The 21,841-nt window shown below is 69.1% G+C and carries 20 protein-coding genes; 7 read left to right on the top strand and 13 right to left on the bottom strand.

Going from position 1 to position 21,841, the window contains the following annotated elements; genetic code table 11:
- Window positions 1–84: 84 nt before the first annotated feature.
- The 3 genes from WS45_RS22085 to WS45_RS22075 form a co-directional block, all read right to left on the bottom strand.
- Window positions 85–471, bottom strand: a complete 387-nt coding sequence (locus WS45_RS22085) for a RidA family protein (RefSeq protein ID WP_006751946.1) — start codon at window positions 469–471, stop codon at window positions 85–87.
- Between the two features lie 123 nt (window positions 472–594).
- A complete protein-coding gene (locus tag WS45_RS22080) occupies window positions 595–2,076 on the bottom strand; it encodes an N-acyl-D-amino-acid deacylase family protein (protein ID WP_059701707.1) in 1,482 nt (493 codons plus the stop codon).
- 2 nt (window positions 2,077–2,078) lie between these two features.
- On the bottom strand, window positions 2,079–3,011 hold the full coding sequence (locus WS45_RS22075; protein WP_059528223.1) for a MurR/RpiR family transcriptional regulator: 933 nt from the start codon (window positions 3,009–3,011) through the stop codon (window positions 2,079–2,081).
- A gap of 119 nt (window positions 3,012–3,130) precedes the next feature.
- Between WS45_RS22075 and WS45_RS22070 the strand changes: the two genes are divergently transcribed.
- Window positions 3,131–4,411: an amino acid deaminase gene (locus tag WS45_RS22070; RefSeq protein ID WP_059701705.1), complete on the top strand. Its 1,281-nt coding sequence runs from the start codon at window positions 3,131–3,133 to the stop codon at window positions 4,409–4,411.
- A 163-nt stretch (window positions 4,412–4,574) separates the two neighbouring features.
- Window positions 4,575–5,156, top strand: coding sequence for a DJ-1/PfpI family protein (locus WS45_RS22065; RefSeq protein WP_014896064.1), 582 nt, complete (start codon window positions 4,575–4,577; stop codon window positions 5,154–5,156).
- 120 nt (window positions 5,157–5,276) lie between these two features.
- Here WS45_RS22065 and WS45_RS22060 read toward each other — a convergent pair whose 3' ends face one another.
- Together WS45_RS22060 and WS45_RS22055 are read right to left on the bottom strand one after the other, a co-directional pair.
- Complete coding sequence (locus WS45_RS22060) at window positions 5,277–5,723, bottom strand: MarR family winged helix-turn-helix transcriptional regulator (protein ID WP_059528229.1); 447 nt, start codon at window positions 5,721–5,723, stop codon at window positions 5,277–5,279.
- A 34-nt stretch (window positions 5,724–5,757) separates the two neighbouring features.
- Entirely contained in the window at window positions 5,758–7,353 is a 1,596-nt protein-coding gene (locus tag WS45_RS22055; RefSeq protein ID WP_059701702.1) for an MDR family MFS transporter, read from the bottom strand.
- A 107-nt stretch (window positions 7,354–7,460) separates the two neighbouring features.
- On the opposite strand from WS45_RS22055, the gene WS45_RS22050 reads away from it, so the two are divergent.
- On the top strand, window positions 7,461–8,303 hold the full coding sequence (locus tag WS45_RS22050) for an EcsC family protein (RefSeq protein WP_059528235.1): 843 nt from the start codon (window positions 7,461–7,463) through the stop codon (window positions 8,301–8,303).
- Here the strand turns inward: WS45_RS22050 and WS45_RS22045 are convergent.
- The 5 genes from WS45_RS22045 to WS45_RS22025 all read right to left on the bottom strand — a co-directional run bounded on the left by WS45_RS22045 (window position 8,273) and on the right by WS45_RS22025 (window position 13,718).
- Complete coding sequence (locus WS45_RS22045) at window positions 8,273–9,235, bottom strand: alpha/beta hydrolase (RefSeq protein ID WP_059701700.1); 963 nt, start codon at window positions 9,233–9,235, stop codon at window positions 8,273–8,275. The genes WS45_RS22050 and WS45_RS22045 overlap by 31 nt on opposite strands.
- 103 nt (window positions 9,236–9,338) lie before the next feature.
- A complete protein-coding gene (locus WS45_RS22040) occupies window positions 9,339–9,773 on the bottom strand; it encodes a CHRD domain-containing protein (RefSeq protein WP_059701698.1) in 435 nt (144 codons plus the stop codon).
- A gap of 362 nt (window positions 9,774–10,135) precedes the next feature.
- Complete coding sequence (locus WS45_RS22035; protein ID WP_059701696.1) at window positions 10,136–10,909, bottom strand: class II aldolase/adducin family protein; 774 nt, start codon at window positions 10,907–10,909, stop codon at window positions 10,136–10,138.
- A gap of 242 nt (window positions 10,910–11,151) precedes the next feature.
- Window positions 11,152–12,777, bottom strand: coding sequence for a phospholipase D family protein (locus WS45_RS22030; RefSeq protein ID WP_059701694.1), 1,626 nt, complete (start codon window positions 12,775–12,777; stop codon window positions 11,152–11,154).
- Between the two features lie 224 nt (window positions 12,778–13,001).
- Window positions 13,002–13,718 (bottom strand): FadR/GntR family transcriptional regulator, encoded by a 717-nt coding sequence (locus WS45_RS22025; RefSeq protein ID WP_059701692.1) that lies wholly within the window; start codon window positions 13,716–13,718, stop codon window positions 13,002–13,004.
- A gap of 131 nt (window positions 13,719–13,849) precedes the next feature.
- Here WS45_RS22025 and WS45_RS22020 point away from each other — a divergent pair, with 131 nt between their 5' ends.
- The 4 genes from WS45_RS22020 to WS45_RS22005 are packed head-to-tail and all read left to right on the top strand — an operon-like array spanning window position 13,850 to window position 18,554.
- On the top strand, window positions 13,850–14,650 hold the full coding sequence (locus WS45_RS22020) for a (Fe-S)-binding protein (RefSeq protein ID WP_059528248.1): 801 nt from the start codon (window positions 13,850–13,852) through the stop codon (window positions 14,648–14,650).
- The gene (locus WS45_RS22015) at window positions 14,647–15,360 is read left to right on the top strand and encodes a LutC/YkgG family protein (RefSeq protein ID WP_059701690.1); all 714 of its coding nucleotides are present in this window, start codon (window positions 14,647–14,649) and stop codon (window positions 15,358–15,360) included. The genes WS45_RS22020 and WS45_RS22015 overlap by 4 nt, the downstream gene beginning before the upstream one ends.
- Window positions 15,357–16,802, top strand: a complete 1,446-nt coding sequence (locus WS45_RS22010; protein WP_059690665.1) for a LutB/LldF family L-lactate oxidation iron-sulfur protein — start codon at window positions 15,357–15,359, stop codon at window positions 16,800–16,802. The genes WS45_RS22015 and WS45_RS22010 overlap by 4 nt, the downstream gene beginning before the upstream one ends.
- 51 nt (window positions 16,803–16,853) lie before the next feature.
- Window positions 16,854–18,554, top strand: a complete 1,701-nt coding sequence (locus WS45_RS22005; protein ID WP_059701688.1) for a lactate permease LctP family transporter — start codon at window positions 16,854–16,856, stop codon at window positions 18,552–18,554.
- Between the two features lie 113 nt (window positions 18,555–18,667).
- On the opposite strand, the gene WS45_RS22000 is transcribed toward WS45_RS22005, so the two are convergent.
- The 3 genes from WS45_RS22000 to WS45_RS21990 form a co-directional block, all read right to left on the bottom strand.
- Entirely contained in the window at window positions 18,668–19,429 is a 762-nt protein-coding gene (locus WS45_RS22000) for a M48 family metalloprotease (protein WP_059528256.1), read from the bottom strand.
- 150 nt (window positions 19,430–19,579) lie between these two features.
- Complete coding sequence (locus WS45_RS21995; protein ID WP_059701686.1) at window positions 19,580–20,386, bottom strand: glycosyltransferase family 2 protein; 807 nt, start codon at window positions 20,384–20,386, stop codon at window positions 19,580–19,582.
- A gap of 110 nt (window positions 20,387–20,496) precedes the next feature.
- Window positions 20,497–21,786 (bottom strand): chorismate transformation enzyme, FkbO/Hyg5 family, encoded by a 1,290-nt coding sequence (locus tag WS45_RS21990; RefSeq protein WP_059701949.1) that lies wholly within the window; start codon window positions 21,784–21,786, stop codon window positions 20,497–20,499.
- Between the last annotated feature and the right edge of the window lie 55 nt (window positions 21,787–21,841).

Genomic DNA, 21,841 nt, shown 5'->3' with positions numbered 1-21,841 from the left:
CACCGTCCCGCCCGAAACGAAACAGCCCCGCCGGCTCGCGCCGACGGGGCTGTTTCACTGTGCGCAGCGGATTGCGCGGGCGCGTTACTTCGCCGGCGCCTTGTAAGCGATGCAATCGACCTCGACCTTGCAGTCGATGACCATGCTCGACTGCACGCACGCGCGTGCCGGCGGATGCTCGCCGAAGTACGACACGAACACCTTGTTGAACGACGCGAAATCGCGTGCGTCGTCGAGCCACACGCCGCAGCGCACGACGTGTTCGAGGCCGTAGCCGGCTTCCTTCAGGATCGCGATCACGTTCTCGATCGTCTGCTTCGACTGCGTGACGATCCCGCCTTCGACGACCTCGCCGTTCACCATCGGCGTCTGGCCCGACACGTACAGCCAGCCGTCGGCCTCGACCGCGCGTGCAAACGGCATCACCTGGCCGCCGGTACCCTTCGCTTCGCCCACGCCATATCGCTTCATCGTTTCACTCCTTGATTGTCGACCGGCATCGGCGCGCAAGCGCCAGCGCCGGTCCCATGCAACGCACGGTTGCGGATGCGCGCGCCGACATGGCGCACGCGGCAAATCGGATCGGGACCGCGTTCAGAACGCGGCGTCGGCACTCGCCGGCACGCGCTCGCCGCGCGCGACGAAACCGCCGGCGCGCGCGCCGGTCGGCTGGCCGTTCTCGTAGGTCAGCACGCCGTTCACCCACACCGCGTCGATCCCGTGCGCGGGCTGCTGCGGCTTCTCGAACGTCGCGGCATCGATCACGCGCGCCGGATCGAACAGCACGAGATCCGCGTGGTAGCCGACGTGCACTTCGCCGCGCCGCGCGATCCCGTAGCGGCGCGCGGACAGCGACGTCATCTTGCGGATCGCTTCCTCGAGCGGCAGCAGGTTCGTGTCGCGCACGTAATGGCCGAGCACGCGCGGGAATGCGCCCCACAGTCGCGGGTGCGGCAGCGGATCGTTCGGCAGGCCGTCCGAGCCGACCATCGTCGCCGGATGCGACAGGATCCGGCGCACGTCGTCCTCGGACATGTTGTGGTACACGGCGCCGGCCGGACGGATCCGCTGCGCGGCCTCCTGCTCGGTCACGCCCCAGTCGGCCGCGATCGCCTTCAGCAGCTTGCCCGCGACTTCCGGATGCGGCTCCGACCACGTGATCGTGATGTCGATGTCGCCCGTCACCTGCTTCAGGTCGAGCGTCGACGAGCTGCGGCTGTACGGATAGCAGTCGCAGCCGACCGGCTGGTAGCGGCGCGCGCCTTCGAGCGACGCGAGCACCTCGGTGCTGCGCCCCCAGTTCGACGGGCCCGCGCATTTCAGGTGCGAGATCACGACCGGCACCTGCGCGTGACGGCCGACGCGATAAGCCTCGTCCATCGCGTCGAGGATCGCGTCGAACTCGGTGCGCATGTGCGTCGTGTACAGCGCGCCCGCGTTCGCGAGCGGTTCGGCGAGCGCCATCACCTCCTCGGCCGGCGCCGCGAACGCGGAGCCGTAGGCGAGGCCCGACGACAGCCCGAGCGCGCCGTTCGCGAGCGCCTCCTCGAGCTGCGAGCGCATTCCGGCGATTTCGCCGTCGGTCGCCGCGCGGTCGAGGCGGTCCATCTGGTTGTTGCGCAGCGCGGTGTGCCCGACGAGCGCCGCGACGTTGACGGCCGGACGCGCGTCGTTGACGGCCGCGACATAGGCGGCGAAGGTCGGATAGCGGAACGCGTCGCGATCGCCGAGCAGGTTCATCGGGTCGGGCGGATCGCCCGCGAGCGTCACCGGCGACGCGCTGATCCCGCAATTGCCGACGATCACGGTCGTCACGCCCTGCGAGATCTTCGGCAGCATCTCCGGCGCGCGGATCACGTGCGTGTCGTCGTGCGTGTGCACGTCGACGAAGCCCGGCGCGAGCGCGCGGCCGTTCGCATCGACGACGGTCTCGGCGAGCCAGTTCGACAGATTGCCGATCGCCGCGATCACACCGTTGCGGATCGCGACGTCGCGCGTGACGGGCGGCGCGCCGGTGCCGTCGTACAGCTGCGCGCCGACGATCAGCGTATCGGCGGCTTCGGGATGCGAATGCATGGTCAGTCTCCTACCGGTTGACGGTCTCCGCCGCCGCGGTGCGCATCGAGCGCATGCTTGATGCGGCGCAGCGATTCTCGGCCCGCATCGCCGAGCCGCAATGCGACTCCGGTGACGAGCACGTCGATCGCCATCATCATCGCGTAGCGCGACGTCGAAGGCTTGTAAATGAAATCGGTTTCGAACGCGACGACCGGGATCAGATGGTCGGCAAGCTTCGCGAGCGGCGAAGCCGGCGCGGTGATCGCGATCAGCTTCGCGCCGTAGCGCTTCGCGAGACGGCAGCTCTCGAGCAGCTCGGGCACGCGCCCGCTCACCGAAAGCGCGACGACCACGGCGTCGCGCGACAGCGTCGCCGCCACCATCCGCTGCAGCAGGCTGTCCTGGTAGCTCGCGACCGGCCGGCCGAAGCGCACGAGCCGGAAGCGCAATTCGTCGGCGAGCGCGGTCGAGCCGCCGCCCTGCCCGTACACGTAGATCATCTTCGCGCCGGCGAGCAGGTCGGCCGCCGCGTCGAACGACGTGTTGCGCAGCAGCTGGTGATTGTGCGCGAGTGCCACGCGGATTTCGTCGTAGACGACCGATGCGGGGCTCGCGTCTTCTTCGGGATGCTCGTCGGCCGGCACGAAAAAGCGCTGGCCGACGGCTGCCGCCTGCGCGACGAGCACCTTCAGTTCGCGCACGTCGCGGCAGCCGACGGCCTTCGCGAAACGCGTGACCGTCGCGACGCTGACCCCCGCGTCGCGCGCGAGCGCCCCGATGCTCGCATGCGCGGCGCGCGCGAGATCGGCGAGGATGAATGCGGCGACCTTGCGTTCGGCCTCGCGCAACTCGGGCGCGCATTCGGCGATCCGCGCGACGATGTCGAGGACCGGCTGGGCGACCGAAGCCGATTCGGCTGCGAACGGAGCGGACGGAGTGGCGGACGAATTCATCTGCTGAAAAGGATCTGGCGCCTCATGTTACTAAATAACATCACCGCGCCGATGCTACTTTCTGTACCATCTGCATGTCAACTTCAGTGCAATGCATAGTGATGATGGAGCGGGATGACATGAAAGTTACAAACTATCAGGAACCGACAATCAATCCGTTGGGCAAGGGCCTCGGCAACCTGCCGAGCGCGAGCGTGCCGCTCGACGACGCGGGCCGCCTCGAGTGGAACCTGCTCGCGGAAGACGTCAGCCTGCCGGCCGCCGTGCTGTACGCGGATCGCATCGAACACAATCTGAACTGGATGCAGGCGTTCGTCCAGCAGTACGGCGTGAAGTTCGCGCCGCACGGCAAGACGACGATGGCGCCGCAACTGTTCCGCCGCCAGCTCGACGCCGGCGCATGGGGCATCACGCTCGCCACCGCGCACCAGACACAGGCCGCGTATCACGGCGGCGTGCGGCGCGTGCTGCTCGCGAACCAGCTGGTCGGCCGCCAGAACATGGCGATCATCGCGCAGCTGCTGTCCGATCCCGAGTTCGAATTCTTCTGCCTCGTCGATTCGGCCGACGGCGTCGACCAGCTCGGCCGCTTCTTCGGCGACGCGAAGAAAACGCTGAACGTCCTGCTCGAGCTCGGCGTGCCGGGCGGCCGCGCGGGTGTGCGCGACGCCGCGCAACGCCAGGCCGTGCTCGACGCGATCGCACGCTATCCGGACACGCTGAAGCTGGCCGGCATCGAACTCTACGAAGGCGTGCTGAAGGAGGAAGGCGAGATCCGCACGTTCCTGCAGGACGCGGTCGCGCTCACGCGTGAGCTGGCCGAAGCCGGCCGTTTCGCGCGCACGCCGGCGATCCTGTCGGGCGCCGGCTCGGCGTGGTACGACGTGGTCGCGGAGGAATTCGCGAAGGCGTCCGACGCCGGTTTCGCGGAAGTCGTGCTGCGTCCGGGCTGCTACCTGACGCACGACGTCGGCATCTACAAGAAGGCGCAGACCGACGTGTTCGCGCGCAACCCGATCGCCCGCAGGATGGGCGAAGGGCTGCTTCCGGCGCTGCAGCTGTGGGCGTACGTGCAGTCGGTGCCGGAGCCGGATCGCGCGATCGTCGCGCTCGGCAAGCGCGACGCGGCGTTCGACGCGGGCCTGCCCGAGCCGGCGCGCCACTTCCGCCCGGGCCGCGACAGCGCGCCGCGCGATGTCGCCGCGAGCGAAGGCTGGGCCGTCACCGGGATGATGGACCAGCACGCGTATCTGCAGATCCCGCCGGGCGCGGACGTGAAGGTCGGCGACATGGTCGCGTTCGACATCTCGCACCCGTGCCTGACGTTCGACAAGTGGCGCCAGCTGCTCGTCCTCGATCCGCAGTTCCGTGTGACGGAAGTCGTCGAAACCTTCTTCTGACGCCCCGCGCGCCCCGCCCCGCCGCCGCGCGGGGCGGCCGTCACGCGCGCTTCAAGCGGCCGGAGTACACTGCGCTTTCGTCCTCGGGGCCGCTTCGCCGCCGCAGCGCCGTCTGCCGCATGCGGCGCGAACGGACCCTCAACGCTGTTCAATGGAGAAAGCCATGGCCGCGAAGAAGATCCTGTTCCTGACCGGCGATTTCGCCGAAGACTACGAAACGATGGTGCCGTTCCAGGCGCTGCAGGCCGTTGGCCATCACGTCGATGCAGTCTGCCCGGGCAAGCGCGCGGGCGACAAGGTCAAGACCGCGATCCACGATTTCGAGGGTGACCAGACCTACACCGAGAAGCCCGGCCACAACTTCACGCTGAACGCGACGTTCGACGACGTCGATGCGTCGGCCTACGACGCACTCGCGATCGCGGGCGGCCGCGCGCCCGAATACCTGCGTCTGGATGCAAAGGTGATCGCGCTGGTGCGCGCGTTCGCCGAAGCCGGCAAGCCGATCGCCGCGATCTGCCATGCGGCGCAGCTGCTCGCGGCGGCCGACGTGATCCGCGGCAAGCGCATCTCGGCCTACCCGGCCTGCGCGCCGGAAGTGAAGCTCGCGGGCGGCGAATACGCGGACATCCCGGTCGATGCGGCCGTGACCGACGCGCCGTTCGTCACCGCGCCCGCGTGGCCCGCGCATCCGGCATGGCTCGCGCAGTTCCTCGCGCTGCTGGGCACGCGCATCGAGCTGTGAACGAAGTTGAATGAAATGAAGTGAAACGCCGGCCGGCGGCGGGTTCGCGCGACCCGCATGCCGCGCCGATCAGGATCGGTCGATGGGGCGCGCCCCGTCGTGCCGCTTCCGCCCTGCCCTTCAGTGCCGCGCCGGCGTCGAGCCGACTTCCGCGATCCGCGACTCCAGCATCGCCAGCGCACCCGACAGCGCGGTCAGCACGTCGTCCGGCAGTTGCGCCATCGTCTGGTCGAGAAACGCCTTGCGGCGCGGCAGGCACGCGTTGAACGCGGCCCGGCCGTCTTCGGTCAGCGTGACGTTGGTCACGCGGTTGTCGCGGGCATCGGACGCGCGCTCGATCCAGCCGAGCGCGTCGAGCGATTTCAGCTGGCGCGTCAGCGCGCCCGGATCGATGCGCAGCACCTCGACGAGCTTCTTCTGCGACGAATGCCCGCCCATCGTGTGCAGCGCGACCATGATGCGCCACCGCGGCATCGGCTGCCCGACGTGCGTTTCGAACGCGCTCATGAACGCGCGATACGTGCGTCCGAATTGCTGCAAGATCGCGACGCGGTCCTGTTCTTCCATGCGCTGATGCCTACTCGTTCAATCGGTGAATCGTTCAATCGGCCGCGACATGCGGTTCGATCTTGTGCCGTAGCGCGATCGGCGGCACGCGGCGACACTGCCACACCGACACCACGGCGACGACGGCCGCCATCGCGACCCCCAGGTGAATCGCGCCGACCAGCGATTCGCGGGCCGCTTCCAGCAGCAGCGCGCCATTATGCCCGGCGCGGGTCAGCTCCGCGACGAGACCACCCTGCGCGGCGCGGTCGATCAGGATCTGCGGATCGGCGAGTTGCGCGTGCCACTGCAGCGCGTGGTCGCCCGACAACGCATCGCGCACGCCGCTCGAATACATCTGGTTGACCAGCGTGCCCGTCAGCGCGGTGCCGATCATCCCGCCGACCATCCGCAGCGACTGCAGCAGCGCCGTCGCGATGCCGAGGTGCTCGCGGCCGGCCGTCTGCTGCGCGAACACGGTGAGGTTCGGCAGCACGAAGCCGAGGCCGATGCCGCCGGCGACCATCAGCGCCATCAGCACCCAGGTCGGCGTCGTGTGCGTCGACACGACGATGCCCGCGCATGCGATCGCGAACAGCACGAAACCGACGTGCAGCATCGTATTCGGATTGCGGATGCGCGTGACGACGCGGCCGTTCATGATGCTGCCGATCGTGATGAACACGACGAGCGGCGTGATCACGAGCCCCGCCTCCTTCGGCGACATGCCGAAGCCGCCCTGGAACAGCAGCGGCGCGTAGAACAGCAGCGAGAACATCGAGAAGCCGGCGAGGATCGCGAGCACGAACAGCGCCGACAGCGCGCGGTTGCCGAACATGTCGAACGGCAGAATCGGCTGCGCGCAGCGCTTTTCCCAATGCCACAAGCCGACGCCGGCGCCGACCGCGACGATCAGCAGCAGCGACGCCCAGCTCACGACGCCGTACTTCGGCAGCCATTCGACGAACAGCTGCAGCGCGCCGAGCGACAGCGCGATCAGCAGCGCGCCGGGCCAGTCGAGCCGCATCTTGCGGTCGTGCTCGACATGGCGCAGATGCGGCAGATAGCGCCACACGAAGAACAGCGACAGCAGGCCGACCGGCAGATTCACGTAGAACACCGAGCGCCAGCCGAACGACTGGGTCAGGATCCCGCCGAGCGACGGCCCGACCGCGTTCGCGATGCCGAACGCGGAGCTCATCAATACCTGCCAGCGCAGCCGCACGACGGAATCGGGGAACAGATCGGGAATACACGCGAACGCGGTGCCGACCAGCATCCCGCCGCCGATCCCCTGCAGGCCGCGCGCGAGCACCAGGAACAGCATGTCGTTGGCCATCCCGCACAGCACCGACGCGCCGGTGAACACGACGATCGACACGATCACGAACGGCTTGCGCCCGTAATAGTCGCCGAGCCGACCGAAGATCGGCACGGTGATCACGGAACTGAGCAGGTACGAGGTCGCGACCCACGCATACAGGTCGAACCCCTTGAGCTCGGCGACGATGGTCGGCAACGCGGTGCCGACGACCGTCTGGTCGAGCGCGACGAGCATGGTGACGAACGAAATCCCGATCATCGCCAGCAGCGATTCGCGGAACGGCAGGACTTGCCCGCTCGAATGGTGGGCGGCAGTATGGACGGCCATTTTTTGTTGATGCAACTTTTGACGAGTCAAACAATCTCAAAATTCTAGCACGCCGGAGTAATCTAGGCTGGCGACGGATTTGGGGCCGATGGCCGCCAGGGAGAAAGATGGAACCGATTTCAATCACGCCTGCCGCGACGCTGTCGCCGGAAGACCAGGACGCATTGCGACGCGCGAAGCAGGTGCTGGAAAGCCCGTCGCTGACGATGAAGCTGACGGGCGTGCTGGGCGCGCCGGTCGAGAAGATGATCGCGCGGCTGCCCGACTTCGCGACCGGCAAGATCAACGACGCGACGCAGCTGGCGCTGCGCAAGTGCCTGAACATCGCGCTGCGCACGCTCGGCAAGCCGCAGACGCCCGATGCCGAGCCGGACAAGCCGAGCAACCTGCTGCACAAGCTCGCGGTCGCGACGACCGGCGCGGCGGGCGGCGCGTTCGGCTTCCTCGCGCTGCCGGTCGAGCTGCCGGTGACGACCACGCTGATCTTCCGCTCGGTGTGCGACATCGCGCGCAGCGAGGGCGAGGACCTGGGCTCGGTGGATACGCAGTTGCAGTGCCTGGCCGTGCTCGGCATGGGCGGCAACGCGGACAAGCGGGAAGAAGACGCCGATCTCGGCTATTTCGTGCTGCGCGGCGCGCTCGCGCAGGCGATTTCGAAGGCGTCGTCGGACATCACGACGAAAGGGATCACCGCGCACAGCTCGGCGGCGGTGTTCAAGCTCGTGCAGACGGTGGCATCACGTTTTTCGGTGCAGGTCACCGAGCAGATGGCCGCGAAGTCGATCCCGGCGATCGGCGCGGTGCTGGGGGCGACGGTCAACACGCTGTTCATCGATCACTTCCAGCAGATGGCGCACGGCCACTTCACCGTGCGCCGGCTCGAGCGCAAGTACGGCCCGGTCGCCGTCAAGGCCGCGTATCAGGCGATCGACGGCTCGCCCACGCGCTGAACCGCCCGCTCGACCGCGACGCGGCGCAGGAATGCGGCCGCACGGTCGAGCGCGTCGCGGGACTCCGGCACCATCGGCGTGTAGAGCTGCCACACGTGCGGCATGTCGGGCCACACCTCGATCTCCACCGGCACGCCGGCCGCCTTCGCGTTGTCGGCGACGCGGCGCGAATCGTCGAGGAGCACCTCGGTGCTGCCGGCCTGGATGAAGAGCGGCGGCAGCCCGGTGAAGTCCGCATAGAGCGGCGACGCATACGGATGCGTCGCCGATTCGTCTCCCAGATACAGCTTCGCCGCCCTCGGCAGCGCCGCGGCCGCGAACATCGGGTCGAGGCCGTCGTTGCTGCGCATCGTGTCGCCGGTGCCGGCCAGGTCGGTCCACGGCGAGAACAGGATCGCGCCGGCCGGCAACGGTTCGCCGCGATCGCGCAGCGCGACGAGCGTCGCGAGCGCGAGGCCGCCGCCCGCCGAATCGCCGCCGAACACGATCGACTCGGGCGGCGTGCCGAGCGCGAGCAATTGCCGGTACGCGGCCAGCGCGTCGTCGAGCGCGGCCGGGAAGCGGTTCTCGGGCGCGAGCCGGTAGTCGAGCGAGAACGAGCGCACGCCCGCGCGCTTCGTGAGGCCGAACACGAGTGGCCGATGGGTTTTCGTCGAACAGAAGTAGTAGCCGCCGCCGTGGAAGTACAACAGTGTGCGGCCGGGCCCGCGAGCGGCGGCCGCATCGGTGCGTTCGAGCCATTCGCCGCGCAGCGGCGCGTCGCCGGGACCGTAGCATTCGCGCAGCCGGTAGCCCGACGGTGCGCGACGCGGCACGATCATCCTCAGATCGGTAAAGCGCCGCGAGCGGGCAGGGTCGAGCACCGGGCGCGTGGTCTCGGGACGAAACTGCCGGCGCAGAAGCCAGCACGCGAACTTGCTTTGCCAACTCATCCAACACACTCCATCGTCGCAGTGTGACGATGGTACGTGCGATCGTCACCGCGCCGCTCGACGGGAGCCTCTATATCAAACGCCGGCGCGCGGTTCGCCGGCCTCAGCTCGCCGGCATCATCTGGCCGCGGATCTCGCCGGACGGATGCTCCTTCGTGTGCACGTTGAAGTACCACTTGCCGGCCATCAGGTCGGTCACCTGCGAGTCGGTCAGCTCCTTCGAACCCTTGATCGGGCTCGCGAGCGCGTCCTTCGGGATCGGCACCTGCACGCCGGCGTTCTGGCCGACCGGCGCGGGCCCGTGGAAATGCGCGGCGGTGGCCGGCCCCGTGAGATGTTCGTACGTCACCGTCCACTGCAGCATGTGGGTGGCCGTGTCGTAGGTCGCAGCGACGGCGCCGGCGCCCTTGGTCGCGGTGGGCGGCACTTCGCTCGACGGCTGCAGATTGGCGGACAGGCGCACCGTTTCGGCGGCGGCGCTGCCGGCGGCCAGGACGCCCGCGAGCAACGCCACCTGGAGCAAACGCAGCTTCGGCATGAATCCTCCTTGTACGACGGGGTACGCCACCCGGACGGGGGACGTTCCATGATGGTAGTCGATCGTCGCCGATCCGGCACCGCTGCGTCGCCCGCCAGCCTGACGGAACCTGGAAGAGACCTTTGCAGCGGGAGCCCTGAATCCGCGCGCGGCCTTTCGCTACACTTCGTCTCACAGTTGCTTGTTTCCTTCGTCCGAAGGAGTCTGCGAGTATTCACGCGGCCATCCGGCCGCGTTTTTTTGCCCGTGCCCGGGCGGCATGCACGCCTGCGTCGGGCAAACTCCGCTTCGCGGGCCGTCAAGCATCACGGATCGATTGTCGCCGCGGCGATCGGGTCGGATGTCGCGCCGACCCCGCGCCCTCACGCGCGATAGCCCGGATCGATCCGATCGACGATGCGCTGCAACGCGTCGAATGCGTCCTGCCCCGCGCCGTGCTTCGGATCGAAGTTCAGCGAGTCGCGCACGCAGCCTTCGAGCACCGGCGGCGCAATCGGCAGCGCGTCGCCGATCGCGTGGGTCGCGACCTGCACCTCGCACGCGCGATTGAGCAGCCACATCAACGAGAAGGTCTGCGCGAGCGTCGCGCCGATCGTCACGGGCCCGTGGTTGCGCAGCAGCAGCACCGGCCGCCCGCCGGCGCTCTCGACGATGCGCCGCCCTTCGTCGAGGTGCACCGTGATGCCCTCGAAATCGTGATACGCGATCTTCCCGTACAACTGCGCCGAATAGAAGTTCGAGAACGACAGGCCGTCGCGCGAGCAGCACACGGCCATCGTCGGCGTCGTGTGCACGTGCATCACGCAGTGCGCGTCGGGCAGCGCCGCATGGATCGCGCTGTGGAACGTGAAACCGGCCGGATTGATCGGCCAGTCGGAATGGCCGATCACATTGCCGTCGATGTCGATCTTCACGAGGTTCGACGCGCATACCTCGCGGTAATGGAGCCCGAACGGATTGATCAGGAAATGGCCGTCCTCGCCCGGCACGCGCAGCGAGATATGGTTGTAGATCAGCTCGGTCCAGCCGAGATGGTCGAAGATCCGGTAGGCGGCCGCGAGCTGCACGCGCGCCCGCCATTCGGCTTCGGAGAAGCGGGCGGGACGCGTGAACGGCTGGTTCGGTACACGTTGCATGGGGCACTCCGGTTGCGGGCGGGGCGGCCGCGCGGGCAGCTCGCGCATCGTCCCTCGTCTCCTGGCGGCGCGCAGGTGCGTCCAGCACAGGCGCGCGCGGCGCGTCGTTCGGCATCGCTGCGGCCCGCGTTGCGCGAGCCGTCCGGCGGCACCCGTCACGATACGCATATCGTTGCGCGCACAACCATATCACCTTTCCCCGCGCACCGGTATCGCGGGTTTGGCCCGAGCCGTTCCGGCCCTTACAACTGGTCTTCGACCGGCAGCAGCATGAAGAGGCCGGTCATCAGGTTGCGCATCAGCCCCGCATGCGGATCGACGTGATAGGTGGCCGGCTCGCCGTTGTCGGTGCCGGTCCACTCGAGTTCGGGCGTGCCGCCGCCCGCCGGCGTCGCGAGGCTCACGCGGTAGCTTTCGTCGGGCTGCGTCACGCGCGCGAAGATCGCCGCGGCCTGCTGCGCGATCTTCGGGCTGTGGATCACGAGCGCGAGTTCCGTATTCAGGTACGCCGAACGCGGATCGAGGTTCAGCGACCCGATCACGAGGACCTTGCGGTCGATCACGTACGCCTTCGCATGCAGGCTCGCACGCGAGCGCGAGCCGAACAGGCCCGCGCGCGGCGGGTTCGGCCGCGCCTTGAATTCGTACAGTTCGACGCCGTGCTGCAGCAACGGCACGCGGTACGGCGCGTAGCCGGCCTGCACGGCGACCGCGTCGGTCGCGGCGAGCGAATTGGTCAGGATCGCGACGCGCACGCCGCGCGCGGCCGTGTCGCCGAGGATCTTCACGCCCGCGTCGTGCGGCACGAAGTACGGCGAAAACGCGAGGAATTCCTGCTGCGCGTCGTGCGTCAGTTCGACGAGGCGCTGCATCGGCGGGCTCACGTACGCGCCGGTCGGCCGCATGACCTTGTCCGGCGCGTCGACCTTGAACTCGGCCGGCGCCCACACCAGCTCGAGCTCGTCGCGCGCGATCTGCTGCGCGAGCGGCGTCGCGTTCAGCGGCTTCGCGTTGTACGGGTCGGCGTTCTTGCGCCAGTGGTCGCGCAGCTCGTCGCGCATCGCGTCGAGATCCTTCGGATCAAACTTCTGATGATTCAGCACCCGCAGCGGATAGCTGCTCGCGCTTGCCCAGTAGTCGTCGAAGCTCGTCGAGATGTCGTTCGTCACGGGGCCGGCCGCGAGCACGTCGAGGTCGCGGAACTGCAGCGTCGGGCTCGCGCTGAAGTATTCGTCGCCGAGGTTGCGGCCGCCGACGATCGCGATCTGGTTGTCCGCGATCATCGCCTTGTTGTGCATCCGCCGCGTAAAGCTGTCGAGCCGCGTCAGCGAATTGGCCGTGCGCTCGACCATCCCGTACCGCGACGCACCGAACGGGTTGAACACGCGAATCTCGATCTTCGGATGCGTATTCAGCCCGGCCATGACGCGGTCGATGTCGCGGAAATTCAGGTCGTCGACCAGCATCCGCACACGCACGCCGCGATCGGCCGCATACAGCGCCGCGCCGAGCAGCAGCTTGCCGGTCGTGTCCTCGGTCGCGATGTAGTACTGCATGTCGAGCGTCTTCGTCGCCGCGCGCGCGAGCGCGATGCGCATCTGCAGCGCGATCGCGCCGTCGGGCAGCAGCCGGAAGCCCGATTGCCCCGGATGCGCGGCTTCCGGCGCGGCCAGCGCGGTGCGCAGCGGCGTCGCGGTATCGGTCGGCAATGCGTGCGAGACGGGGCGATCGAGCGTGGTGGCGGGCGGATGCGTCGCGCAGGCGGCGACCAGCGACAGCAGCGCGCAGACGGCAAGCGCGCGGGCCGGGCGGCAGGCGGCGCGCCATGAGAGCGCGGCCGGCGCGCGCCGGATCAAAGACATGAGCACGGAAACTTCCTCGACAGGCGGATCAACAGGTCCGCAATCGCCGCGGCGTGCGGCTGACGGGTGGTTCCAATCGATTCTAGTGGGCGCCCGATGAACCGGTCAATCGCGCGGCTCGCGCATGCGGCGCCGTGAACCGCTCGCGCGCGGCCGGCGCGGGCATCCGGGAACGGCAGCCCGCGGCTCGGCCGCCAGACGGGCACGCAGCATCCATGGTCCAACCAATCTCACGGCGTGTCGCCGCTTCGCTCGAAGTGGCTGCGCACGTAGTCGATATGGGTCTGCATCGCGGTGCGCGCCTCCTCGGGCCGGTGCGAGCAGATCGCGTCGCAGACCACCCGGTGCTGCCGCAACAGCATCTCGGACGCCTGCTCGTCGTGCGTCGTCATCCCCGCGACGTTGATCGAGATGTGCTCGCGCAGCATCCCGATCACGCTCGTGTGCAGGTGCAGGAACATCGTGTTGTGGGACGCCAGCGCGATCGCCTCGTGCAGCTTCGCGTCGGTCGACGCCTCGAGGGCCGCGTCGTCGTTCGCGTATGCGGTCTCGAGCTCGCGCAGCAGCGTCCGGATCCGGCGCCGGTCATTCGCATCCGCGCGCAGCGCGGCGAAATACGCGGTCGCGCCTTCGAGCACGCGACGGAACTCGAGTATGTCGTCGCGCAGCGCCGGGTGATCGGCGACCAGTTGGCCCCACGGCGACGCGATGCCCGCGCGCAACTGGTCCGTCACGTACACGCCCGCGCCGCGCCGGCTCTGCAGCAGCCCGCGCGCGACGAGCCGCTGCGTCGCCTCGCGCACCGTATTGCGCGCCACGCCGTATTGTTGCGCGAGCAAGCGCTCGGCCGGCAGCCGCGCCCCGGCCGGCCAGGTGCCGTCGAGCAGCGCCGTCTCGATCTTGCGCATCACCACTTCGGTCCGGCCCCGTGCCGTCATCGCCGCCATCGCCGTCTCCCCATCGAATACCCGCCGCGCCGATTGGCCCAACCAATTTGAACTGCGGCTCCGTCGCGGGAATTATGCAGCGAAATCGTCGTCCCGCATTCGCTTGCCGGGCCGGCACCCTGGAGCGAGACATGAACGAAAGGCACTACCCCGCCGCCGCCCCCGCGCACGTCTACCTGTTCGCGACCTGCCTGGTCGACCTGTTCGTCCCCGAAGCCGGGCTCGACGCGGTCCGCCTGCTGGAACGCGAAGGCCTGACCGTCCACTATCCGCGCGGCCAGAGCTGCTGCGGGCAGCCGGCCTACAGCAGCGGCAATCCCGACGAGGCTCGCCGCGTCGCGGCCGCGCAGCTCGATCTGTTCGCCGAGCCGTGGCCCGTGATCGTGCCGTCCGGCTCGTGCGCGGGCATGATCCGGCACCATTGGCCGGCCCTGTTCGCCGACGACCCCGTGCACGGCCCGAAGGCGCGCGCGATCGCGGAGCGCACCTACGAACTCGCCGAATTCCTCGTCCATGTGCTCGACGTGCGGCTCGACCGCATCGACGCGAACGCCGCCCCGGACGAGCGCGTGGTGCTGCACACGTCGTGCGCGGCCCGCCGCGAGATGGGCACGCGCGTGCACGGCGTCGCGCTCGTCGACGCGCTGCCGGGCGTCACGCGCATCGAACACGAACGCGAATCGGAATGCTGCGGCTTTGGCGGCACGTTCTCGCTGAAACACCCGGACATCTCCGGCGCGATGGTGCACGACAAGGTCGCATCGGCCTGCGCGACGGGCTGCGACCGGCTCGTGTCGGCGGACTGCGGCTGCCTGCTGAACATCGGCCACGCCGCGACCAAGGCCGGCGCGACGCTGCCCGTCGAGCATCTCGCAAGCTTCCTGTGGCGCCGCACGGCAGGCGCCGGCTCGCTGCGCGGAGACGCGCAATGAGCGCGCGCGACGCCATCCTCGCGCGCCTGCGCGCCGCCGCGCCCGGCGTCGCCGCGAACGCCGCGCCCGCCCTCGATGCGCGCATCGACACGCATTACGCGGCGCGCCGCGCACAGATCACCCCCGATTCCCATGCGCTCGCGCAGACGATGCAGGCCTCGCTCGCCGCGTCGCACGCCGACGTCTGGTGCGCCACCGACGATGCGTGGCCGGCGCAGCTTGCCGCACGGCTCGCCGACGCCGGCGTGCGCCGCCTGCTGCTCGACCCGGCCCGCGCCGAATCCGCGGCCCTCGCGCGTGCGCTGCCCGACGCGGTCGCGCCGGTGCCGTTCGACCGGCCGATCGACGCGTGGAAAGCCGAGCTGTTCGACACGATCGACGCGGGCTTCACCGTCGCGCGCTCGGGCATCGCGGCGACCGGCACTGTCGTGCTCGCGCCCGATGCCGGCACGCCGCGCACGGTATCGCTGGTGCCGCCGCTGCACGTCGCGCTCGTCCATGCGAACACGCTGCACGCGGACCTCCACGCGGCCGTGCACGCGGAGCGCTGGCACGCCGGCATGCCGACCAACGTCGTGCTGGTGTCGGGCCCGTCGAAGACCTCCGACATCCAGCAGACCCTCGCGTATGGCGCACACGGGCCGCGCAACCTCTGGGTCGTGATCGTCACCGAACCGACCGCAACCGCCTGCCAGGACCTGCCGCGATGAGCGACCAACCGCTGCAATTCGTCGCTCCCGGCGACTTCAAGGCCCGCGCGCGCGCCGCGCTCGACGATCCCGCGCTGCGCCGGAGCTTTCGCGGCGCGATGGACTTCCTGCAGGGCAAGCGCGCGACCCAGTTCCCCGACGACACCGAGCTGGAGCAACTGCGCGATCTCGGCGAAGCCGTGCGGCAGCACGCGCTCGCGCAACTGCCCGCGCTGCTCGAGCGGCTGGAGGCGAAGCTCACGGCGGCCGGCGTGCACGTGCACTGGGCCGAGACGGCCGCCGACGCGAACGCGATCGTGCTCGGCATCGCGCAGGCGAAGAAGGCGCGCCGCGTGATCAAGGGCAAGTCGATGGCAAGCGAGGAAATCGAGCTGAACCATTACCTCGCGGATCATGGCGTCGACTGCATCGAGTCCGACATGGGCGAGTTCATCGTGCAGCTCGCGGGCGAGAAGCCGTCGCACATCGTGATGCCGGCTATCCACAAGACGCGCGGCGACATCGCCGAGCTGTTCGAGGAGCACATCCCCGGCACGCGCTACACGGAGGACGTCGACGAGCTGATCCAGACCGGCCGGCGCGCGCTGCGCCGCGCATTCGCGGAAGCCGACATCGGCCTGTCCGGCGTGAACTTCGCGGCGGCCGACACGGGCACGCTGTGGCTCGTCGAGAACGAGGGCAACGGCCGGCTGTCGACCACCGTGCCCGACACGCACGTCGCGATCATGGGCATCGAGAAGGTCGTCGAGAAACTCGAGCACATCGTGCCGCTGTCGAGCCTCCTGACGCGCTCGGCCACCGGCCAGGCGATCACGACCTACTTCAACCTGATCTCGGGCCCGCGCCGCGACGGCGAACGCGACGGCCCGCGCGAGCTGCATCTCGTGCTGCTCGACAACGGCCGCACGCAGGCCTACGCCGACGAACAGCTGCGCGCGACGCTGCAATGCATCCGCTGCGGCGCGTGCATGAATCACTGCCCCGTCTATACGCGCATCGGCGGCCACGCATACGGGACGACCTACCCGGGCCCGATCGGCAAGATCATCTCGCCGCACCTGCTCGGCCTCGACGCGACGGCCGACCTGCCGACCGCGTCCACGCTGTGCGGCGCGTGCGGCGAGGTGTGCCCGGTCCGGATTCCGATCCCGGAGCTGCTCGTGCGGCTGCGCACCGAGGCGAACCGCAAGCCCGACGAACCCGTCGCGCATCCCCTGCGCGGCCAGGGCGCGAACTACAACCGCGCGGAAGACCTCGTGTGGCGCTTCTGGTCCGGCGCGTTCGCGCATCCGCGCGCGTATCGCGCATTCCGCTGGACCGCGACGCGGCTGCGCGCGCTGACGCCGGCCAGGCAAATGGGCTGGACGCAGCACCGCACGCCGCTCGAGCCGGCGCCGCGCAGCCTGTCCGACCTGCTGCGCGCACGCGGCCAGCCCGAATAGACCCCCTCGCTTTCAAACCCGTACCGATAGCAATCCATGGAGGAGACACCCATGCAGGTTTGGCATCAGATCTACACCCCGCTCGGCAGCCTCGGGCTGTCGGCGCTCGTCGCCGCGATCCCGATCATCTTCTTTTTCGTCGCGCTCGCCGCGTTGCGGATGAAGGGGCACGTCGCCGCCGCGATCACGCTGCTGCTGGCGCTCGGCGTCGCGATCCTCGCTTACGGCATGCCCGTGCCGCAGGCGCTCGCGGCGGCCAGCTTCGGCTTCGCGTACGGCCTGTGGCCGATCGCGTGGATCATCGTCGCGGCCGTGTTCCTGTACAAGATCGTCGTGAAGACGGGGCAGCTCGACATCATCCGTGCGTCGGTGCTGGCGATCACCGACGACCAGCGGCTGCAGATGCTGCTGATCGGCTTTTCGTTCGGCGCGTTCCTCGAAGGCGCGGCCGGCTTCGGCGCGCCCGTCGCGATCACGGCCGCGCTGCTCGTCGGCCTCGGCTTCAAGCCGCTGCACGCGGCCGGACTGTGTCTGATTGCAAACACCGCGCCGGTTGCATTCGGCGCGATGGGCATCCCGATCATCGTCGCCGGACAGGTGACCGGCATCGACGCGTTCCACATCGGCGCGATGGCCGGCCGCCAGTTGCCGCTGCTGTCGCTCGCGGTGCCGTTCTGGCTCGTGTTCATGATGGACGGGCTGCGCGGCGTGCGGCAGACCTGGCCGGCCGCGCTCGTCGCCGGCGGCAGCTTCGCGATCACGCAGTACTTCACGTCGAACCACATCGGGCCCGAGCTGCCGGACATCACGTCGTCGCTCGTCAGCCTCGTGTCGCTTGCCGCGTTCCTGAAGGTCTGGCAGCCGAGCAGCGCGAAGCAGACGGCCGGCGGCCTCGTCGCGTCCGGCGGCGGCGCGGCGCTCGCGGGATTCGGCGCGGGCGGCATCGGTTCGGGCGCAAGCCGACAGGCGTCGCCGTACACGCTCGCGCAGACCGTGCGCGCGTGGTCGCCGTTCCTGATCCTGACGGCCGTCGTCACCGTGTGGAGCATCGCGCCGTTCAAGGCGCTGTTCGCCGCGCACGGCGCGCTCGCGTCGACCGTCCTGAAGTTCCATGTGGCCGGGCTCGACCAGCTCGTCGTGAAGACCGCGCCGATCGCCGCGACGCCCAAGGCGCTCGACGCCGTGCTGAAGATCGATCTCGTGTCGGCGGTGGGCAGCGCGATCCTCGTGACCGCGCTGATCTCGATGGCGCTGTTGCGGATGAAGCCGCGCGACGGGCTCGTCACGTTCGGCGAGACGCTGAAGGAACTCACGCGCCCGATCCTGTCGATCGGCCTCGTGCTCGCGTTCGCGTTCGTCGCGAACTACTCGGGGATGTCGTCGACGCTCGCGCTGATGCTCGCCGCGACCGGCGCCGCGTTCCCGTTCTTCTCGCCGTTCCTCGGCTGGCTCGGCGTGTTCCTGACCGGCTCGGATACGTCGTCGAACGCGCTGTTCTGCTCGCTGCAGCAAGCGACCGCGCACCAGCTCGGCGTGCCCGAGACGCTCGCCGTCGCCGCGAACACCACGGGCGGCGTGACCGCGAAGATGATCTCGCCGCAGTCGATCGCGGTCGCATGCGCGGCGACCGGCCTCGTCGGCAAGGAATCGGAGCTGTTCCGCTTCACGGTGCGCCACAGCCTGCTGTTCGCGGTGATCGTCGGCCTGATCACGCTCGTGCAGGCCTACGTGCTGCCGGGGATGGTGCCGTAAGCAGACGGCACGGCCGCTTTCCGGTTCGCCGAAAAACAAAAACCCCACGCTCGCAAGAGCGTGGGGTTTCGTTCATCCCGGGCGCCGGACGCGGCCGGCGCACCAGACGGCGATCAGCTGCCCTTCGCGATGCGATCCTGGATGTGCTGGGCACGGCTCGCCGACGACGGGTGCGAGCTCATCATCGAGCTCTTGCCGCCATCGAGCTGCGCGAGCTTCTGGAACGCGGTGACGAGGCCCTTCTGGTTCATGTTCTTCTGCTTCATCAGGTCGAACGAGTAGTCGTCGGCCGCGCTTTCCTGCGTCTGCGAGAACTGCGCGTTGATGAACTTCTCGGTGATGTCGCCGAGCTGCGAGCTCGTCAGGGCCGCGACGCCCGGCGATGCCGCGCCGGCCGCGGTGCGTGCCGCGCTGACCGCGTAGGCGGTCTGCATCGCCTTCTTCGAGTGACCCAGCGCGACGTGGCCCATTTCATGACCGATCACGCCGCGCAGTTCGTCGTCGTTCATCATGTCCATCAGGCCGCTGTACACGCGCACGCAGCCGTTGCCCATCGCCCACGCGTTGACGTCCTTGGTCACGTAGACCTTGTAGTTGATCTTCTGGCCGTTCAGCGTCATGTCGCCGAAGCCCTTCATCACCTTCGTCAGGCGCTTCGAATACGCGCTGTTCGGCGCGGCGATCTTCGATTCGGCGTCGCTCGCCTTGCACGAGTCGTTCGACAGCGCCGCGATGTCGCTGTCCGACAGCGTCGCCGCCTTGAACAGGCTGGTCCCCGCCGACGTCAGGCTGTTCGCGTCGAGATTCTGCACGCCGCCGCATGCGCTCAACAGGAACGCCATGCCACACGCTGCCGCCGCTTTCTTGATATGCATCCCGGATCCCTCGGTAGTTGTATTTAGGAGCGGCGATTTTGCATAATCCGGCAGAAAATTACCAGACGTTTACATCAAATGACAACTTGATTGTGCAGCGATTCGAAACTAACGACGCGATTGCTCAGCGAATTGACGGCAATCAGCTCATCAATCGCCGCGACCGGATGACCGGCTGAACGTCGAACGCGACCGGCGCGTGAGCCGCCGCGCGACCAGCATCGGCAGCCGCACCACGAAACCGGCGAAGAGCCGCACGTGCATCCACCCGAGCAGCACGTTGTCGCGGCCATAGTGAAAATGCGACACGCCGCCCTCGTGCGCGCCGAAGTAGCGCACCGGCGCCTCGATGCGAATCGGCCGCACCCCGGCCCAGCACAGCCGCACGGCCGCTTCCGGATCGAAGTCGAAGCCGCGCATCCACGGCTGGCGATGCATGATCGCGGCGAGCGGCGCGACCGGGTACACGCGAAAGCCGTACAGCGAATCGCCGATTCCGGCCCATAGCGTCTCGAGGTCGGCCCATCCGTTCGACAGCCGCCGGCCCTGCACGCGCAGTTGCGGCGCGCTCGCGTCGAACTTCGGCAGGCCCAGCACCATCGCGTCCGGCGCCGCCTGCGACGCGGCCATGAATTCGGGAATCAGGTCGGCCGGGTGCTGGCCGTCGGAGTCCATCGTCAGCACGTGCGTGAAGCCGCTTGCGGCCGCCGCGTCGAGCCCGGCCAGCACCGCGGCGCCCTTGCCGCGGTTCTCCGGCAGCACGATCACGCGCAGCCCGGGGTCGCGCTCGGCCATCGCCTGCAGCCGCTCGGCGCTGCCGTCGGTGCTGCCGTCGACGACGACCCACACCGGGTTCCACTGCGCGCGGGCGTTGCGCACGGTCGTGTCGACCTTGACGCCCGGGTTGTAGCTCGGAATCAGTACGAGATGAGTGGACGAGGCGTGCAGCTTGGACATGGGAACGGCCGATTGCGAAGACGGGAATCCTGACAAAAGTTTATGACCTGCAGGCGACTGCCGACAGGCTTCGTCGACGCCGCGTTCGCGCAGTGAAAGGGCCGCGCGCTTCACGACAGGTGCTCCAGCGGATGGCCGACGCTCGCTTCGATCTCGACCAGCAGATCGTCGCGGCACACGTCCGCGTGGACGAACAACGGCCGCACGCCGGGGCCCGCCGCATCGCGCAGCGCGCGTTCGATCGCGGCGAGCGCCGCGGCATCGCCGGTGTCGCGCACGTAGACGCGGTAGTTCAGGTCGGCGAGCGCGAACGGGCCGTGCCCTTGCCGCGCGGCCTGCTCGAGCACGGCGGCCAGGTTCGCGATGGTCTCGCGCGTTTGCGCGACGACGTCGCCGCGATGCACGGTGCGATGCCCGACGATGCTGGCGGTGCCCGACACGAACAGCAACGGCGCGGCATCGTCGCCGGGCCACGCGGCCGCGCGCGCGAACGTCGGCGCGCGCGGGCCGTACTCCGCCGGGTAGTGATACGCGCTGACCTGGCGCGGATTCTCGACCGGATCGGCCGGCGTGCGGGTCGCGATGAAATGGATCGCGAGCGGCGCGGCCGGCGGCGTGTCGCCCGCGACGGGCACGACCGAGCCGAGCGCGCAGGCCGCCGGCACGCTGCCCGTGAGCGCGCGACGGCACGCGTCGAACGCGCGCTGCCTGCCGATATTGAACTGACGATAGCGCTCGATCCCGAACTGCAGCGCGTTGATCGCGGGCACGGTATTCCAGATTCGCAGCGGATGCGCGATACCGAGTGCATCGAGCGCGTCGAACAGCGCGCGGTATGCATCGTGCGTCGCGCGCTCGAGCGGCGTGCCGCCGTCGCGATCGGCATCGGCCGCTTCCTGCTCTTCCTGCACGACGATGCTGCCGAATACGAGCCCGGCCGTTTCGCTGAAGCGATACTGCAGCGCGCCGCGTCGCTCGCTGCGCAGGTCGGGCGCGTCGCACTGCCAGATTTCGCAGACCGCGCCGGCGCGTGCGTGGCCGCCCGCGTCGAGCAGCGCCATCTGCACCGGTGCGAGCGGCAGGTCGGGCGCGGCGGCGGCGAGCATGCGGGCCATCGCATCGGTCGGCGCGCCGGCCGCGCCGATGCAGACCGCACCCAGCGCGCCGGGAAACACGCGGCCGAATGCGTCGCCCCGCTGCCGCGCAGCGTGCAGCAGCGCAGCCAGCCGCGCATGATCCACCTGGACGAGTCGCAGCGCCCGGTTGTCGCCGTTCGCCGCGGGCGAGATGCCCGCGCGCGATGCGGCGGCTCCGCCCGTCATGTGTTCGCGCGCGACCGCGGTCGTGGCGGACGACAGGGAATACGCTCGCCGTTCGGCGTCGACTGGATGCACTGACACTTCGATTTCCTCACTATGCGATGCGGGCTCGCGGCATCGTGGCCACGCGCCGCGT

The organism is Burkholderia sp. RF2-non_BP3, from assembly GCF_001522185.1.
Lineage (GTDB): Bacteria > Pseudomonadota > Gammaproteobacteria > Burkholderiales > Burkholderiaceae > Burkholderia > Burkholderia diffusa.
Note: the sequence above shows the minus strand (reverse complement) of the source record. Positions and strands in the feature narration are given on the sequence as shown.